Below are 16,874 nucleotides of genomic sequence, written 5' to 3'. Positions count from 1 at the left end.
GCGGCATGCTCGGCCTCGGCGGTGCGCCTGGCCGGTGCGAGACCAACGTCGCCAAAGCCGTCGATGCCATGCACATGCGCCGCATCCACCGACGGATGCAGCAGCGGCTGCGGGCAGCCCGCGTAGACCGGCACATCGTCGCGGCCCGCAATCTCGCAGACCTTCAAGGCGTTGCGCACGGTGTGCTCCAGGCCCACGTTGCCGGCGGCGATGGTCAGGCCGACCACCTCATGACGCGTGTCGTTGAACGCCATCAGCAGCGCCAGCGCATCGTCCACGCCCGGGTCGGTGTCGATCAGCAGCGGTATCTTCTTTGTCATGGGATTCGGGATTGGTCATTCGGGATTCGTTGCCGCATCTTCGCAAGGATCGGCGAGGCACGCGAATCCGTTACACACCCAGATCGCAGCGACCTGGCTTTACGAATCCCCAATCCCGAATGCCCAATCCCCGCCGCTCACGCAGCTGCGTAACGCACCGCACTGCCGATCCAACGCGCGACGACACGATCGGCGATCTCAGGCGCTTCGGCCAGCAAGCGTTCGGCGAGCACCTGCACGCGCGGCAGCAACCCCGCATCACGGGCCAGATCGGCAATGCGAAAACTCGCCAGGCCGGTCTGCCGGGTACCCAGCAATTCGCCCGGGCCGCGCAACTCCAGATCCTTTTCGGCGATCACGAAGCCGTCGTTGGTCTGGCGCATGGTTTCCAGACGCTGGCGCGCCATCATCGACAACGGCGCCTGATACAGCAGCACGCAACTGGACGCGGCCGCGCCGCGGCCGACCCGTCCGCGTAGCTGATGCAACTGGGCAAGGCCGAGCCGCTCGGCATTTTCGATGATCATCAGCGAGGCGTTGGGGACGTCCACGCCCACTTCGATCACGGTGGTGGCGACCAGCAGATCGGTGTGGCCCTGCTTGAAATCCAGCATGGCTTTTTGTTTTTCGGCCGGCTTCATGCGGCCGTGCACCAGCGCCACGCGCACGCCCGGCAACTGTGCTGATAGCGCTTCAAAGGTGACCTCTGCGGCCTGCGCTTCGATCTTTGGAGGGCCAGGCGGCGCGCCTTTGCCGGGCTCTTCGCTTTCTTCGATCAAGGTGCACACCCAATACGCCTGGCGCCCTTCGGCGCAGGCGGCGCGGATGCGCGCTACCAGGTCCGGGCGACGTTCTGCACTCAAGACAATCGTCTGCACCGGCGTGCGCCCCGGTGGCAGTTCGTCGATAGCCGAAACATCCAGATCCGCATAGGTCGACATCGCCAAGGTGCGCGGGATCGGCGTGGCGGTCATAACCAACTGATGCGGCACGCTGCCGGCAGCCGCACCCTTGTCGCGCAACGCCAACCGCTGATGCACGCCAAAGCGGTGCTGCTCGTCGATGATGGCCAGCGCGAGGTCGTGAAAGACCACCGCCTCCTGCATCAAGGCATGCGTGCCGACAACGACCTGCGCCTGGCCGGAGGCCACCTCGGCCATCGCCGCAGCACGCGCCTTGCCGGTGACCTTGCCGGCCAGCCAGACGATGCGCACGCCCAGCGGTTCCAGCCAGCCACGCAGGTTGGTGAGGTGCTGCTCGGCCAGCAGTTCGGTCGGCGCGGCCAGCGCCACTTGCTTGCCCTGCTCCACCGCCAGCATTGCCGCCAACGCGGCGACCACGGTTTTACCGCTGCCGACATCACCCTGCACCAGCCGTAGCATCGGCGATGGCTTGGCAAGATCGCGCGCAATCTGCTCGAACACGCGCTGCTGCGCGCCGGTGAGCTGGAACGGCAATGCCGCGCGCAGTTGCTGCACGAGGTTGCCATTGCCGGGCAGCCTGGGCGCATGAAAGCGCTGCAAGGCGATGCGTTGGCGGCGCAGGCTGAGTTGATGCGCCAACAGTTCCTCGATCGCCAGGCGTTGCTGGGCCGGATGGCCGCCCGCGAGCAGTTGTTGCGGGTCGGTGTTGACCGGCGGGCGATGCATGGTCAGCAGCGCCTCGCGCAAGGAGGGCAGTTGTTCGTCCTGCAGCCAATGCGGCGGCAGCAATTCCAGCGCGGCCTCCGGCGGCAACCGCTCCAGCGCCTGGCCGATGAGCTTGCGCAGCGTGGCCGGCCCAACGCCCTCCAACACCGGATAGACCGGGTCCAGGCTATCGCCCAGCCCGGCGTCTTCGCCCTCCGCCAGCACACGGTAACTGGGGTGCACGATTTCCCAGCCGTTCTGCCCCGGTTTGGGCGTGCCGAACACACGCACCCGCGTGCCCGGTGCGAACTGCGCCACCTGGGCCGCGCGGAAGTGGAAAAAGCGCAGCACCAAAGTGCCGTGCGAGTCGTCCGACACCGCTACCCGCAGCACCGGCCGGAAGCGGAAGCCGCGCTCCATCGCATCGACGCGGCCTTCGATCTGCGCCGGCACGCCGCCCTGCAACTGCGCGATCGTGGTCAGCCGCGTGCGGTCTTCGTAGCGCAGCGGCAGATGCAGCCATAGATCCTGCAAGGTAAAAATGCCACGCGCAGCGAACTTCTCGGCCACTTTCGGGCCGACCCCGGGCAGGCTGGACAGCGACGCCTGGCCTGCAACGGCCAGGCTCGGCGTGACGGTGAGCGCGCGTGGCACGGCAGATCGAATCGGATCAGTCGAACTGGATCACTCGAGCACCATCACCGCATCGACTTCGAAGCCGGTACCCTTGGGTAGACCGGAGACTTCGATGGTGGAACGCGCGGGGAACGGGGCCTGGAAATACTCCTGCATCACCGCGTTGACGGCGGCGAACTGGCCGAGATCGGTCAGGTACAGGCCCAGGCGCACGATCTTGTCGAGCGAGCCGCCGGCTGCTTCGGCCACCGCCTTGAGGTTGTCGAAGCAGCGACGCGCTTGCGCACCGATGTCGCCCGGCACGATCTCGCCGGTGGCCGGATCCAGCGGGATCTGCCCGGAGAAATACACCGTGTTGCCGGCACGCACGGCCTGCGAGTACGGGCCAATGGCGGCAGGCGCCTGGTCGGTATGGATGATCTGGGACATGGAAACTCCGCTGCAAAGGTGTATGCAGCAGTTTAGGCGTTTGTGCGGATTTGCTCGACTGTTGCGCGCGTTTACTGACGACCCACGCTTTGCACCACATGCAACCGCCGCAACCGGCGCATCACTTCGGCCAGATGGCGGCGGTCGCGGACCTGGATGTTGAAGCGCAGCACCGCCGCGTTGAAATCGCGGTCCAGGTAATCCACACGCTCGATGTTGGACTGGCTCTGCGCAATCGCCGCGGCAAGCTGCGCCAGCACGCCGGTGCGGTTTTCCACCTCGACCACCAAGGCGGTGTCGTAATCGCCGGTGACGCCCGAATCCCAATCGATCGGCACCCAGCGTTCGGGCGATTTGCGCAGTTCGGCCAGGTTGGTGCAATCCAGCCGGTGCACCACGATGCCCTTGCCGGCGGTGTGGTAGCCCATGATTTCGTCGCCGGGAATCGGCTGACAACAGTTGGCGAAGCTGATCACGCCGCGCTCGCTGCCGTCGATCAGGATCTTTTCGTGCGAATGCTTCGAGTGACCGCCACCGCGCAGTTCGGCATAGGCCATCAAGGCCTGCGCGGCCTGGTTGGGCATCCAGTTGCCCAGCGCCACGTCGGCCAGCAAGGCTTCCAGGCGCGGATAGCGGTGCTCGCTGAGGAAGGCGTCCAGGCGGCCCTTGGGCAGCCGTTCCAGCGAGCTGTCCATCGCTTCCAGCGCGCGATCGAGCATGCGGTGGCCGAGCTGCACGGCATCTTCGTGTTCGAGTTGCTTCAGCTGGTGGCGGATCGCGGTGCGCGCCTTGCTGCTGACCACGAACTCCAGCCACTGCGGCTTGGGCGTGGCCGAGCGCGCGGTGATGATTTCCACCGCTTGGCCACTGACCAGCTTGGTGCGCAGCGGCACCAACTTTTTGTCCACGCGCGAGGCGACCGCGCGGTTGCCCACATCGGTATGCACCGCGTAGGCGAAATCCAGCGCGGTGGAGTTGCGCGGCAACGCCAGGATCTTGCCCTTGGGCGTGAACAGATAGACCTCGTCCGGGAACAGGTCGACCTTGACGTTGTCCAGAAATTCCAGCGACGAACCGGCGGCGCGCTGCGAATCGATCAGCTCCACGATCCAGTCGTGTGCGCGGCTCTGCGCGCTGTTGGGCGAGGTGGAACCGACCTTGTAGGTCCAGTGCGCGGCCACGCCGCGTTCGGCGATCAGGTCCATCTCTTCGGTGCGGATCTGCACTTCGATCGGCGAGCCATACGGGCCGAACAACACGGTGTGCAGCGACTGGTAGCCGTTGGCCTTCGGGATCGCGATGAAATCGCGAAAGCGCCCGTCCAGCGGTTTGAATGTGGCATGCACCGCGCCGAGTGCGTGATAGCAATCGGCCACCGAACGCACCACCAGACGGAAGCCGAATACATCCATCACCTGGTCGAAGGATTTGTTCTCTTCGTGCATCTTCGAATAGATGCTCCAGGGCGTCTTGATGCGACTGACCAGGCGGTGTTCCAACCCTTCCTTGGCTAACCGCTGCGACAGCTGCACTTCCACCTGCGCCATCGATTCGCGCCGCACCACCGGTTGGCTGCGGATGTGCTTTTCGATGATGGCGTGACGCCATGGATACAGCGCGCGAAAGCCCAGGTTCTGCAACTCGGACTTGATCAGGCTCATGCCCAGGCGCTGTGCGATGGGCGCATAGATTTCCAGCGTTTCGCGCGCGATGCGGCTGCGCGCCTCGCTGCTCTGCGCGCCCAGCGTGCGCATGTTGTGCAGGCGGTCGGCCAGCTTGATCATGATCACGCGCAAGTCGCGCGACATCGCCAGCAGCATCTTGCGGAAGCTTTCCGCCGCCGCTTCCTGGCGGTCGCGGAACTTGAGCTTGTCCAGCTTGGTGACGCCATCGACCAGCTCGGCCACCGCTTCGCCGAACTCGGAGGCCAGCTCTTCGCGGGTCAGCGGGGTGTCTTCGATGGTGTCGTGCAGGATCGCGGCGATCAGCGATTCCATGTCCAGGCCGAGTTCGGCGAGTACGCCGGCCACAGCGACCGGATGGGTGATGTAAGGCTCGCCCGACTTGCGGGTCTGGCCGGCATGCGCGGTGGCCCCTACTTCCCAGGCACGGCGCAGGATCGGCAGCTGCTCCTTGGGAAGGTAGCTGGCAGCGCGTTCAAGGTGCAGGACGTAATCGGGGATGGCCGGGTCGGGAGACGAGGACGTCACGACGGTCGCCTGGGCAGTGGGGCCTGGGTTCATGCGCGAAGACTATGCCAGTGGCCGGTTTGCGGCAACGCGGCATGCGTGCCGGCCGCGTTGGTGACCGGGCACTGCGCAACCGCTTCACGCCTGCCGCAACGGCAACGTGCGCGAAGTATGCAATTTTGCCCAGCTGAGCGACATTTACCCAACTTGCTACACTCGGCCCCGCATCGCCCCAGGGACCTCACCCATGCACGCTCCGCCCGACCTGCTGATCTTCGACTGCGACGGTGTGCTGGTCGACAGCGAGCCGTTGGCGTGCGCGGTACTGGCCCAGGCGCTGCAACAACACGGCGTGGACATCGGCATCGATGGGGTCCAGCAGCACTTCCTCGGGCGCAGCCTGGGCAGCGTGCGCGCGTATGTGCAGACGCTGGGGCGCACGCTGCCGGATACCTTCGAGCGCGACCTCAATGCCACGCTACTGGCACGCTTTGCCACCGAACTGCAGCCGATGCCTGACGTGGCCGCGCTGCTGGACGCACTGCCGACACCGCGGTGCGTTGCCTCGTCCAGCCACCTGGAACGGGTTCGCCTGTGCCTGCAGGTCACCGGCCTGGTGGGCCATTTCGGCGCGCACATCTACACCGCCGAGCTGGTCGCCCGCGGCAAGCCTGCGCCGGACCTGTTCCTGCTCGCCGCCGCACGCATGCACGCGGCGCCTGCATCCTGCCTGGTGATCGAAGACAGCCCCAGCGGCGTGCAGGCCGCATGTGCGGCCGGGATGCAGACCTGGGGATTCACCGGCGGCGGCCATCACCGCGCAACCGCTGCGGCCGCCGCACTACTCACTGCCGCAGGCGCATCGCAGGTGTTTGCAGACATGCCAGCCGTGGCCGCCGCACTGGGTGCCATCGGCACCAAGCGCCTGGGCACTACGTTAGGCTGAGACTTCCACGCAGACAGATGTGACGATGGCCAACCCCGATAACGACACCAGCCGACTCGATGCCGCAGCCAGAGCGGGCTGGCTGTACTACATCGCCGGCAACACTCAGGATGAGATCGCACGCAAGCTCAAGGTCTCGCGCGCCACCGCGCAGCGCCTGGTGTCGTTGTGCCTGAGCCAGCGGTTGATCACCTTCCGGCTGGAACATCCGATCGCCGCCTGCATGGATCTGGCCGCGCAGTTGCAGGATCGTTTCGGCATGCGCTATTGCGAGGTCGCGCCTACCGATCCGGCCGATCCGCACCTGGTCACCGGTGTCGCCGAACGTGCCGCGGCGCTGCTGGAATCCACCCTGCGCAGCGACACCCCGAGCATCATCGGCATCGGCACTGGTCGCGCCATGCGCGCGGCGGTGGAGCGCATTCCTGCGATGCAGACGCGCAATCATCAGCTGGTTTCGCTGGTCGGCAATATCTCCCCGGACGGCTCGGCGAGCCCGTTCGATGCAGTGGCGCGCTTGGCCGACCTGACCGGCGCGCAACACTACCCGATGCCGCTGCCGGTATTTCTTTCCTCGCAGGAAGAACGCGAAACGCTACTGGGGATCGAGGCGGTGCGCCGGGTCCGTGCGATCGCCGCAAAGGCCGACCTGCGCTTGGTCGGTGTCGGCCAGCTCGATCAGACCGCGCCCCTGCATGTGGATGGCTTCATCAGCCGCACCGAACTGCTGGACCTGATCCGGCTGGGCGCGGTGGGCGAAGTGATCGGCTGGGCGCTCACCGCAGCCGGCGACATCATCGATGCAGGGACCAACCTGCGTTTGACCAGCGTGCCGCATCCGGTGCCGGCAACCAGCCTGTCGATCGGCGTGGCCGTGGGCAACGCCAAGGTGGGCCCGATCAAGGCCGCGCTGAAGGGCCGCATCCTCAACGGCCTGATCACCGACGAGCACACCGCCAAGGCCTTGCTCGCCAGCTGAGTGGCGCAATCGCAGCGGGCTCGATGGCGGTTCATTGCTGAAATTTCCCGGCATGTGCGGGCGCTTGTGCGCGCGCTGCGATGCTGCGCTGCAAGATCGAAAGTGCTTTACAGCACGGCAAGGCCGTGGGCATATGCGCATCACACGGGCATTTGCTCAACCAACCTCAAGCTGAGGCACCGGTATGAACACTTCGATCAAGACCCTGATCTGCGCGGGACTGAGCGCAACACTGGCGGCATGCGGCGGCGGCGCGAGCGACAGCGGCGCCGCATCCAAGCCCGACACCCTGGTGATCGCCACGGTCAACAACGGCGACATGATTCGCATGCAGAAGCTCACCTCGGATTTCACAGCCACCCATCCGCAGATAAAGCTCGAGTGGGTCACTCTGGAAGAGAACGTGCTTCGCCAGCGCGTCACCACCGACATCGCCACCAAGGGCGGCCAGTTCGATGTGCTGACCATCGGTACCTACGAGGTGCCGATCTGGGCCGAGCGCGGCTGGCTCAAGCCGCTCACGTTCGATGCGGCCTATCAGGTGGACGATCTGATCCCGCAGATCCGCGATGCGGTCAGTCACAAGGGGCAGCTGTATGCCGCGCCCTTCTATGCCGAAGGCTCGATGCTGATGTATCGCACCGACCTGCTGCAGAAGGCCGGCCTGAGCATGCCGGCGCAGCCTTCGTGGAGCTTCGTGGCCGAGGCCGCCCGCAAGATGACCGACAAGCAGGCCGGCATCTACGGCATCTGCCTGCGCGGCAAGGCCGGCTGGGGCGAGAACATGGCCTTAATCAGTTCGATGGGCAATGCCTTCGGTGCTCGCTGGTTCGACGAACAATGGAAGCCGCAGTTCGACCAGCCGGAATGGAAGGCCGCCCTGCAGACCTATGTGGATGTCATGAAAGAGGCCGGCCCACCGGGTGCGGCGTCCAACGGTTTCAACGAGAACCTTGCGCTGTTCACCGCCGGCAAGTGCGCGATGTGGGTCGATGCCACGGTTGCCGCATCGTTCATCGGCAACCCGAGCGAATCCAAGGTGTCGGACAAGGTTGGTTTTGCCGCGGCGCCGGATGCGGGCAAGGGCAAGACCACCGGCTGGCTGTGGGCCTGGAATCTGGCCATCCCGGCCAGTTCGAAAAAAGCCGACAAGGCGCAGGCATTCATCGCCTGGGCCACCAGCAAGCACTACACCGAGCTGGTGGCCGGCAAGGAAGGCTGGGGCAATGTCCCGCCAGGGACGCGCCAGTCGCTGTACACCACGGCCGAGTACCTCAAGGCCGCCCCCTTCGCCAAGCAGACGCTGGCTGCCATCCAGGGCGCCGACACGCATCACCCCACGGTCAAGCCGGTGCCTTATGTCGGCGTGCAGTACGCGGCCATCCCCGAGTTCCAGTCGATCGGCACCACCGTGGGCCAGCAGTTTTCCGCGGCACTCACCGGCTCGATCAGCGTGGATGAGGCATTGAAAAACGCGCAGGCCGCCACCGAGCGCGAGATGCAGCGTGCCGGCTACCCCAAGCGCTAAGAGCAGGTCCACTGGGCCGGGCACCCTGCCCGGCCCGCCCCCGGCCACAGACATGCTCCGGCGTCACGGCGCCGTATCTAACCCACGAGGCAATCGATGAAGATCAGGCACACCACACCTGCGCTGACGATGTTGCTCGCCGGTATGGCCTGCACGCAGGCCAGCGCCCAGGCATTCGATCCGGACAAACACATCGGTGGCGACTGGGGCGGCCTGCGTAGCAGGCTGGCCGATGACGGCATCCAGTTCAAACTGGCGCACTTCAGCCAGACCGCCCACAACACCTCCGGCGGACGACGCGAGCGCACTGCCTATGCCGATCAATTCTTCCTGGGCGGCTACTTCGACCTGGAACGGCTGTGGGGCTGGTCAGGCGCCGATTTCAAACTGGAGATCACCAATCGCAACGGCGAGTTGATCAACAACAGCGCAGGCATCCCCACGCTGTTGCAGTCGCAGCAGATCTTTGGGCGCGGCGATGTGACGCGCCTGACCCAGTTCTCGCTGACCCAGCGCCTGTTCGACGACAGGCTGACGCTGAAGGCCGGCCGCCTGTATCCCAGCGCCGATTTCTTCGCGCTCAATTGCAACTACCAGCACCTGACCTTTTGCAGCGGCGGCTCGTCCAACTACATCAGCAACAACTGGTATGGCGACCCGCTCAGTGCCTGGGGCGGCGTGGTCACTTTAAGCCCGGACAAACGCTGGTTTTTCCGCGTGGGCGGCTACGATGCCAACCCGCAGAACCGATCCACCGACCAAGGTCTCAAGCTCGGTACCTCCGGCGACGACCACGGCACCATGCTGGTGGCCGAAGTGGAGTACAAGCCCGACTACGGTAACGGGATCGATGGCGACTACCGCATCGGTGCGACCCGCAACAGCAACGATCAACTGCGCGTCTACACCCGCTCGGGCGTGCCGACCAGCCTCGGCACCGATCCGGCCGCGCTGCAGGACACCGATCGCGCGTTCTACGCCAACGTCGAACAACAGATCACCAGCAATGGCGCCGGGGGCGGCTTGCGGCTGTTCGCAAGCGTCATCGACGCCGACGACGACGTCAGCACCGTCGGCCAGGTGCTGGCGATCGGCGGATTCTGGAAGGGACTGTCGGCTGCGCGCCCCAACGATCGCGTCGGCGTGGCAGTGGGCCGCAATGCGCTCAGCGATCGCTTGCGTGCAGCGCAAACCCGCTACAACCAGCGCTTGCCTGCAGGCGCGGCGGCCATTGGCGTGCAGCGCTACGAATACCCCATCGAGCTCAATTACAACATTGCCGTCAGCCGCGGGATCGAAGTCATGCCCAGCGTGCAGTACATCCGTCATCCGGGTGGACTGGATGGCGACAACGCCACCATTTTCGGACTACAGGTCAGCCTGAACTTCTGACGCCCGACCGGCCGTGCGTTCGACGCTCATCCCTGCGTCGACGCATCCGGCCGCTGCCATGCATTGCAGGCGCGCTGCCTGCCTCCACCCTGGACCTTGCCGATGGCCACCCATCAAACGCAAAAACTCGCACGGTTTCTGATCGCGCCGTCGATCGTGCTGCTGCTGGCCTGGATGATCGTGCCGCTGGCGATGACGGTGTGGTTTTCCACGTTGAACTACAACCTGCTCACGCCGGAAAAGACCTTTGTCGGGTTGGGCAACTACCGCTACTTCCTGGGCAACCCGGCGTTTGTGTCCTCGCTGGGCAATACCTTGTTGCTGGTCGCGTCGGTACTGGCGATCACTGCGGTGTTCGGCGTGCTGATCGCATTGCTGCTGGATCAGGTGTTCGTGGGTCGCCGCATCGTGCGCTTGATGCTGATCGCGCCGTTCTTCGTGATGCCGACGGTAAGCGCATTGATCTGGAAGAACCTGCTGATGCATCCGGTTTCCGGGCTGCTGGCGTGGCTGTGGCAGCGCGTTGGCCTGACCCCGATCGACTGGTTCACCCAGTACCCGATGTTTTCCATCATCGTCATTGTGGCCTGGCAATGGTTGCCGTTTGCGGTGCTGATCCTGCTGACCGCGTTGCAATCGCTGGATGAAGAACAACAGGAAGCCGCGCTGATGGATGGCGCCGGTGCGTTCGACCGCTTCTTCCATCTGACCCTGCCGCATCTGGCGCGCCCGCTGACCATCGTGGTGCTGATCGAAACCATCTTCCTGCTCACCGTGTTCGTGGAGATCTACGTCACCACCGGCGGCGGGCCCGGCCTGCAGACCACCAACCTGGCGTACCTGATCTATTCGCAGGCACTGCTGCAGTACGACGTGGGCGCCGCGTCGGCAGGCGGATTGATCGCCGTGGTGCTGGCCAATATCGCGGCCATCTTCCTGGTGCGCATCGTCGGCAAGAACCTGGAGACCTGAGATGGCCCGTCGTACCTCCACGCTGCACATCCTCGTCACCACGGTTGCCGCATGGGTGGTCGGCGGCGTGATCTTCTTCCCGATCCTGTGGATGCTGCTCACCAGCTTCAAGACCGAAGTCGATGCGTTTTCCAGCCCGCCCAGCTTCGTATTCTTCCATTGGACACTGGAAAACTATGTGGCCGTGCAAGGCCGCAGCGACTACTTTGCGCATGCCTGGAATTCGGTGGCGGTATCGCTGGGTTCGACCCTGATCGCGCTTGCCATCGCCATCCCTGCCGCGTGGTCGATGGCGTTCGCGCCCACCAAGCGCACGCGCGGCATCCTGTTGTGGATGTTGTCCACCAAGATGCTGCCGCCGGTCGGCGTGCTGGTGCCGATCTATCTGCTGTACCGCGACTCCGGGCTGCTGGATACGCAGCTGGGCCTGATCATCGTGCTGTGCCTGAGCAACCTGCCGATCATGGTCTGGATGCTGTTCAACTACTTCAAGGACATCCCCAAGGACATCCTGGAAGCGGCGCGCATGGACGGGGCAACCATCGGCAAGGAGATCCTCTACATCCTGGCGCCAATGGCAGTTCCCGGCATCGCGTCTTCGCTGCTGCTCAACGTGATCCTGGCCTGGAACGAGGCGTTCTGGTCGTTGAATCTGTCCTCGTCGCAGGCCTCGCCGTTGACCGCGTTCATCGCCTCGTATTCGAGTCCGGAAGGCCTGTTCTGGGCCAAGTTGTCGGCCGCCTCGACGATGGCCATCGCGCCGATCCTGGTGCTGGGCTGGTTCTGCCAGAAGCAGCTCGTGCGCGGGCTCACCTTCGGCGCGGTGAAGTAGATCACTCAACTTTGATAGGTGGTTCATGGGACGCATTACGCTGCAAGGTGTCAGCAAATCCTTCGACGACACACAGGTCATCCACGGCGCGGATCTGGAGATCGACGATGGCAAGTTCGTGGTCTTTGTCGGCCCGTCCGGCTGCGGCAAGACCACATTATTGCGCTTGATCGCCGGTCTGGAAGACGTCAGCGGCGGGCGCATCCTCATCGACGGCCAGGACGTCACCGGCCTGGCGCCGGCCAAGCGCGGGCTGTCGATGGTGTTTCAGTCGTATGCGCTGTATCCGCACATGAGCGTGCGCAAGAACATCGCCTTCGGCCTGAAGATGGCGCGCGTGCCCAGCGCCGAGATCGAGCGGCGCGTAGCACAGGCCGCCACCGTGCTCAACCTCACCGATTATCTCGACCGCAAGCCCGGGCAGTTGTCCGGCGGCCAGCGCCAGCGCGTGGCGATCGGCCGCGCCATCGTGCGCGAGCCCAAGGGCTTCCTGTTCGACGAGCCGCTGTCCAATTTGGATGCCGCCCTGCGCGTGCAGATGCGCCTGGAAGTCACTCGCCTGCAGAAGCAGCTCAAGACCACCGCGGTATATGTCACCCACGACCAGGTCGAAGCAATGACTATGGCCGACGAGATCGTGGTGCTGCAGGCCGGACGCATTGAGCAGGTGGGTACGCCGCTGGCGTTGTACGAACGCCCTGCCAACGTGTTCGTGGCCGGCTTCATCGGCTCGCCGCGCATGAATCTGTTGCAGGGTGAGGTGGCCGCGCGCCACGGCGCGGTCACGCTCGGCGTGCGCCCGGAACATATCGCCGTGCAGCGCGGCAGCCCAGCACCCGGCACCGGCGATGCCTGGCAGGGCAGCGTGATCCAGGCCGAGCATCTGGGCAGCGACACCTTCGTTTACGTCGAAATCCCCGGCGTGGGCACGGTCGATGCGCGCTGCACCGGCGATCTGCGCGTGCACGTCGGCGAGACGGTGACCCTGATCCCCGATCCACAGCATCTGCATCGCTTCGACGCGCAACAACAGGCCATGCGCTGAGCGCGCCACTCCCTCGTTGTTCCTCCCATGTGTTCCTCCCCCGTTTCGCTCCTCCCCCCACGCAAGACCAGCAGGAGATATGCCGATGTATCTGGACAAGTTCAAACTCGATGGCCGCGTGGCGGTCGTCACCGGCGGCGGCCGCGCGATCGGCCTGGCGATTTGCGAAGCGCTGGCCGAGGCCGGCGCCAAGGTGGTCATTGCCGATCACGATTGCGCTGTGGCCGAGCAAGGCCTGGCCACCCTGCGCAGCAAGGGCCTGGATGCGCAGATCGTGCAGATGGACGTCACCGATTCGGCGCGCGTCACCAGCGTGGCCGATGCATTGAACGCACAGTTCGGCAAGGTCGACATCCTGGTCAACAACGCCGGAATCGCACGTAGCCAGACCCCGGCCGAAACGGTCACCGACGAGCACTGGCTCAATGTCATCGACGTCAATCTCAATGGCACCTTCTGGTGCTGCCGCGCGTTCGGCAAGCACATGCTGGAAAGCGGCGACGGCGTAATCGTCAACGTCGGCTCGATGTCCGGCTTCATCGTCAACAAACCGCAAGCGCAGGCCTACTACAACGCCTCCAAGGCAGCGGTGCATCACCTGACCAAATCGCTGGCCGCCGAGTGGGGCGCGCGCGGCGTGCGCGTCAATGCAGTTGCGCCCACCTACATCGCCACGCCACTCAATGCCTTCGTCAAGGAAGACCCGGCGATGTACGACGCCTGGATCGGCGGCACGCCGATGGGGCGGCTGGGCGAAGTGGAAGAAATCGCCTCGGTGGCGCTGTTTCTTGCCTCCCCTGCCGCCAGCCTGATGACCGGCAGCATCGTGCTGGCCGATGGCGGCTACACCTGCTGGTGAGCCATGCGCATGCATAACGAGGCGATCTACATCGGGGTGGACGTGGGCACCGGCAGTGTCCGCGCCGGGCTGTTCGACGCGCACGGGCAACTGCTGGGCAGCGCGCGCCATTCCATCCAGACCTGGTACCTGCCCGGCGAGATGGTCGAGCAGTCTTCCGCCGACATCTGGCAGGCCTGCGTGGAGGCGATCCGCGCCGCGTTGGCACACGCCGGCGTGGACGCCGTGCAGGTGGCCGGCATCGGCTTCGATGCCACCTGCTCGCTGGTGGCGGTGGCCGCCGACGGCGGGCCGGTGTGCATCAGTCCCAGCGGCCAGGCCGAGCGCGATGTGATCGTGTGGATGGATCACCGCGCCATCGCCCAGGCCGAGCAGATCAACGCCACCGGCGAGCCGGTGCTGCGCTACGTCGGCGGGCAGATTTCGCCGGAAATGCAGACCCCCAAGCTGCTGTGGCTCAAACAGCACCTGCCGGACAGTTACGCGCGTGCCGCGCACTTCTTCGATCTGGCCGACTGGCTGACCTGGCGCGCCACCGGTTGCACCGCGCGCTCGCTATGCACGGTCACCTGCAAGTGGACCTACGTGCAGCACGAGGGCGGCTGGAGCCGGCGCTACTTCGAACGCATCGGCCTGGCCGAGTTGCTGGACGACGCTGCTGCGCGGATCGGAAGCGAAGTGGTGGCGCCGGGCACCGCGCTGGGCCAGGGGCTGTCGCCGCTGGCCGCAAGCGAACTGGGGCTGCCTGCCGGTCTCGCGGTAGGCGCATCGCTGATCGACGCGCATGCCGGCGCCATCGGCACCATCGCCAGTCCGTCCGCACAGGGCCGTCCGGTGTCGCTCACCGCGCGCTTGGCCTACATCCTGGGCACCTCGGCCTGCGTGCTGGCCAGCACCCGGACGCCTTGCTTCACCCCCGGTGTCTGGGGGCCGTACGGCTCGGCGCTGGTCGAGGGTCTGTGGCTCAACGAAGGCGGCCAGTCCGCAGCCGGCGTGGCGATCGATTGCCTGGTGCGCTCGCATCCAGGCTACGCCGATGCCAGCGCACAGGCAGCGGCGGCCGGCATGCAGTTGTTGCCGTGGCTGGAGGAACGGGTGCTGGCGCGAGCAGGCGATCCCTCGCAGGCGGCCTTGTTGGCGCGCGGGCTGCACGTGCTGCCGGATTACCTGGGCAACCGCTCGCCGGATGCCGACCCAAACGCCCGTGCCGTCATCGCCGGGCTGACCATCGACCACGACCTGCAGGGTCTGGAAGCGCTCTACGTCGCCGGCGTATGCGGCCTGGGCTACGGTCTGGCCGACATCATTGATGCGTTGCGCGCCCAAGGGGTGCAGTTCGACAGCGTGATCATGAGTGGCGGCGCCAGCCACAGCCGCCTGGTCCGCCAGCTGATGGCCGATGCCAGCGGCGTGCAGGTCCACGTGGCCGCCACCGCCGAACCGGTGCTGCTGGGCAGTGCGATGCTGGCCGCAGTCGCCAGCGGCGGCTACGCCGACCTGCCTGCAGCGATGTCGGCGATGAGCGGGTTGGGCGCGAGCACCGCGCCAACGCCCGCGGACATCGCCCGCTTGCATGCCGCCAAACGGCGCTGCTATCACGCGATGCAGGCACTGGATCGCACGCTGCGTGGCGAGATGGCGCATATAGCGGATCCTGCCGACTGAGTGGAGTGCGGCGCGTTTGAGCGCGTTCGGTTACTACAAGGGCAACACCTTCGCCGCGATTACCACCGCCACGCCGGTCGATTGCCGGCAATCGCACTACGTTGCCGCCGCCACGTCTATCGCCCCCAAAACGCAGACAGCCCGCGCAAGGCGGGCTATCCGGATATCACCTGCTCACGCCGTGAGGCGATGCAATCAATCGTCGTTCTTGGACATGTCTTCGTCGGCGACCACTTCGGCGGCGGCCCATTCCAGCGCTTCGCGCTCGGCGCGCTCGCGCTCGGCCTTCTCGACTTCATCGATCAGCGCGTTGTCGATCCGGCGTGCGGCGATTTCGCGCAGCGCCATCACGGTGGGCTTGTCGCTGGCGTCGGCATTTTCGATCAGCGGCTGGACGCCGTTGGCGAGCTGACGGGCGCGCTTGGAGGCCATCATGACCAGCTCAAAACGGTTGTTCACGACTTCCAGGCAATCTTCTACGGTAATGCGGGCCATGCGGGCTCCCGGCGACCAGCAACGGCCGCGCATCGAATGAGGGAAAGGGGGCGGAGTGTACGCCGGGGCCGCTGGGCGGGCAACCGGCTGTCATTCAGTTTTCTTTGGAATCAGCCACTTGGAGCAAATCGATCGAGACGCAGCGCCGTCCTGGTGCGCAGAACAGCCACGCAGGCCTGGCCGGCCGTTTCCCCCAAGCCGCGGCGACATGCGGGCAGAATGCCGATCTTCAGCTGCGGCGTCGTCGCACCGTGACACCGAGGATCGCCGCTACACCCACCACACCAGAACTCAGTCAAGCAGCGCCTGGATCAGGCCGGCATGCCGCTGCTGCTGCGCCTGCCGACGCAGCCGGCTGGCGGTGAAGATCGCGCACATCTCCGAGACGGCGGTGTCGAAGGTCTCGTTGATGATGACGTAATCGAATTCTTCGAAGTGCAGCATCTCTTCGCGTGCGGCGGCCAGGCGCTGCGCCATCACGTCCTCGCTGTCCTGACCGCGCTTGCGCATGCGCTCGTCCAGCGCCTGGCGCGAGGGCGGCAGGATAAACACACTGACCGCGTCGGGGACTTTCTGGCGCACCTGGCGCGCGCCTTGCCAGTCGATTTCCAGCAGCACATCGTGGCCGGCAGCCAGCTGCGGCTCCACCGACTGCCGCGCGGTGCCCTTCCAGTCGCCATGCACCAGCGCGTATTCGAAGAAGTCACCCGCTTCGATCATGCCCTGGAACTCGTCGGCGGAGACGAAGTGGTAGTGCTCGGCATGCCGCTCGCCGGGCCGCGGCGCGCGCGAGGTGAACGAGATCGACAAGGCAATCTTGGGATCACGCGCCAGGGTGGCGTTGACGATGCTGCTCTTGCCGGCGCCGGAGGGAGCCGCAACGATATAGAGGGTGCCGCGCATAGGTCGGGGATTCGTGATTGGGGGGTCGGGATTCGCAAACGGGTTGCGGGGCCGGT

The 16,874-nt window shown here is 65.5% G+C and carries 15 protein-coding genes; 9 read left to right on the top strand and 6 right to left on the bottom strand.

Going from position 1 to position 16,874, the window contains the following annotated elements; all coding sequences use genetic code 11:
• From AC1KVG_RS15480 to AC1KVG_RS15465, 4 genes are all read right to left on the bottom strand, one after another.
• A partial coding sequence (locus tag AC1KVG_RS15480; protein ID WP_481094969.1) for a nucleoside hydrolase occupies nt 1-320 on the bottom strand: 320 nt, incomplete at its 3' end.
• A 137-nt stretch (nt 321-457) separates the two neighbouring features.
• Complete coding sequence (gene recG / locus AC1KVG_RS15475) at nt 458-2,602, bottom strand: ATP-dependent DNA helicase RecG (protein WP_481094968.1); 2,145 nt, start codon at nt 2,600-2,602, stop codon at nt 458-460.
• Between the two features lie 30 nt (nt 2,603-2,632).
• Nucleotides 2,633-3,013 (bottom strand): RidA family protein, encoded by a 381-nt coding sequence (locus tag AC1KVG_RS15470; protein WP_481094967.1) that lies wholly within the window; start codon nt 3,011-3,013, stop codon nt 2,633-2,635.
• A gap of 71 nt (nt 3,014-3,084) precedes the next feature.
• Entirely contained in the window at nt 3,085-5,256 is a 2,172-nt protein-coding gene (locus AC1KVG_RS15465; RefSeq protein ID WP_006451365.1) for a RelA/SpoT family protein, read from the bottom strand.
• A gap of 193 nt (nt 5,257-5,449) precedes the next feature.
• Between AC1KVG_RS15465 and AC1KVG_RS15460 the strand changes: the two genes are divergently transcribed.
• The 9 genes from AC1KVG_RS15460 to AC1KVG_RS15420 all read left to right on the top strand — a co-directional run bounded on the left by AC1KVG_RS15460 (nt 5,450) and on the right by AC1KVG_RS15420 (nt 15,420).
• Entirely contained in the window at nt 5,450-6,148 is a 699-nt protein-coding gene (locus AC1KVG_RS15460) for an HAD family hydrolase (protein WP_481094966.1), read from the top strand.
• 25 nt (nt 6,149-6,173) lie between these two features.
• Nucleotides 6,174-7,127 (top strand): sugar-binding transcriptional regulator, encoded by a 954-nt coding sequence (locus AC1KVG_RS15455; protein WP_005996784.1) that lies wholly within the window; start codon nt 6,174-6,176, stop codon nt 7,125-7,127.
• A gap of 184 nt (nt 7,128-7,311) precedes the next feature.
• Nucleotides 7,312-8,655 (top strand): ABC transporter substrate-binding protein, encoded by a 1,344-nt coding sequence (locus AC1KVG_RS15450; RefSeq protein ID WP_481094965.1) that lies wholly within the window; start codon nt 7,312-7,314, stop codon nt 8,653-8,655.
• 96 nt (nt 8,656-8,751) lie between these two features.
• Nucleotides 8,752-10,047 carry a carbohydrate porin gene (locus tag AC1KVG_RS15445; protein ID WP_481094964.1) on the top strand — a complete coding sequence of 432 codons (1,296 nt, stop codon included), beginning with the start codon at nt 8,752-8,754 and terminating at the stop codon, nt 10,045-10,047.
• Between the two features lie 102 nt (nt 10,048-10,149).
• Nucleotides 10,150-11,019, top strand: a complete 870-nt coding sequence (locus AC1KVG_RS15440; protein WP_481094963.1) for a carbohydrate ABC transporter permease — start codon at nt 10,150-10,152, stop codon at nt 11,017-11,019.
• A gap of 1 nt (nt 11,020) precedes the next feature.
• Entirely contained in the window at nt 11,021-11,851 is an 831-nt protein-coding gene (locus AC1KVG_RS15435; RefSeq protein ID WP_115006829.1) for a carbohydrate ABC transporter permease, read from the top strand.
• Between the two features lie 25 nt (nt 11,852-11,876).
• On the top strand, nt 11,877-12,896 hold the full coding sequence (locus AC1KVG_RS15430; protein WP_481094962.1) for an ABC transporter ATP-binding protein: 1,020 nt from the start codon (nt 11,877-11,879) through the stop codon (nt 12,894-12,896).
• A 79-nt stretch (nt 12,897-12,975) separates the two neighbouring features.
• Nucleotides 12,976-13,755 carry an SDR family NAD(P)-dependent oxidoreductase gene (locus AC1KVG_RS15425; protein WP_481094961.1) on the top strand — a complete coding sequence of 260 codons (780 nt, stop codon included), beginning with the start codon at nt 12,976-12,978 and terminating at the stop codon, nt 13,753-13,755.
• Nucleotides 13,756-13,758: 3 nt separating this feature from the next.
• Nucleotides 13,759-15,420 carry an FGGY-family carbohydrate kinase gene (locus AC1KVG_RS15420; RefSeq protein WP_481094960.1) on the top strand — a complete coding sequence of 554 codons (1,662 nt, stop codon included), beginning with the start codon at nt 13,759-13,761 and terminating at the stop codon, nt 15,418-15,420.
• Nucleotides 15,421-15,615: 195 nt separating this feature from the next.
• Here AC1KVG_RS15420 and rpoZ read toward each other — a convergent pair whose 3' ends face one another.
• Nucleotides 15,616-15,915, bottom strand: coding sequence for a DNA-directed RNA polymerase subunit omega (gene rpoZ / locus AC1KVG_RS15415; RefSeq protein WP_002812428.1), 300 nt, complete (start codon nt 15,913-15,915; stop codon nt 15,616-15,618).
• Nucleotides 15,916-16,206: 291 nt separating this feature from the next.
• On the bottom strand, nt 16,207-16,818 hold the full coding sequence (gmk, locus tag AC1KVG_RS15410; protein ID WP_005996765.1) for a guanylate kinase: 612 nt from the start codon (nt 16,816-16,818) through the stop codon (nt 16,207-16,209).
• Nucleotides 16,819-16,874 lie beyond the last annotated feature (56 nt).

Source organism: Xanthomonas sp. NCPPB 3959 (assembly GCF_056675575.1).
This window is presented reverse-complemented; position numbering and strand designations above follow the sequence as displayed.

Coding starts and splice junctions, on each gene's coding strand:
- AC1KVG_RS15470 (WP_481094967.1), bottom strand. CDS start 3,013: ATGTCCCAGATCATCCATACCGACCAGGCGCCTGCCGCCATTGGCCCG.
- AC1KVG_RS15465 (WP_006451365.1), bottom strand. CDS start 5,256: ATGAACCCAGGCCCCACTGCCCAGGCGACCGTCGTGACGTCCTCGTCT.
- AC1KVG_RS15460 (WP_481094966.1), top strand. CDS start 5,450: ATGCACGCTCCGCCCGACCTGCTGATCTTCGACTGCGACGGTGTGCTG.
- AC1KVG_RS15455 (WP_005996784.1), top strand. CDS start 6,174: ATGGCCAACCCCGATAACGACACCAGCCGACTCGATGCCGCAGCCAGA.
- AC1KVG_RS15450 (WP_481094965.1), top strand. CDS start 7,312: ATGAACACTTCGATCAAGACCCTGATCTGCGCGGGACTGAGCGCAACA.
- AC1KVG_RS15445 (WP_481094964.1), top strand. CDS start 8,752: ATGAAGATCAGGCACACCACACCTGCGCTGACGATGTTGCTCGCCGGT.
- AC1KVG_RS15440 (WP_481094963.1), top strand. CDS start 10,150: ATGGCCACCCATCAAACGCAAAAACTCGCACGGTTTCTGATCGCGCCG.
- AC1KVG_RS15435 (WP_115006829.1), top strand. CDS start 11,021: ATGGCCCGTCGTACCTCCACGCTGCACATCCTCGTCACCACGGTTGCC.
- AC1KVG_RS15430 (WP_481094962.1), top strand. CDS start 11,877: ATGGGACGCATTACGCTGCAAGGTGTCAGCAAATCCTTCGACGACACA.
- AC1KVG_RS15425 (WP_481094961.1), top strand. CDS start 12,976: ATGCCGATGTATCTGGACAAGTTCAAACTCGATGGCCGCGTGGCGGTC.
- AC1KVG_RS15420 (WP_481094960.1), top strand. CDS start 13,759: ATGCGCATGCATAACGAGGCGATCTACATCGGGGTGGACGTGGGCACC.
- rpoZ (WP_002812428.1), bottom strand. CDS start 15,915: ATGGCCCGCATTACCGTAGAAGATTGCCTGGAAGTCGTGAACAACCGT.
- gmk (WP_005996765.1), bottom strand. CDS start 16,818: ATGCGCGGCACCCTCTATATCGTTGCGGCTCCCTCCGGCGCCGGCAAG.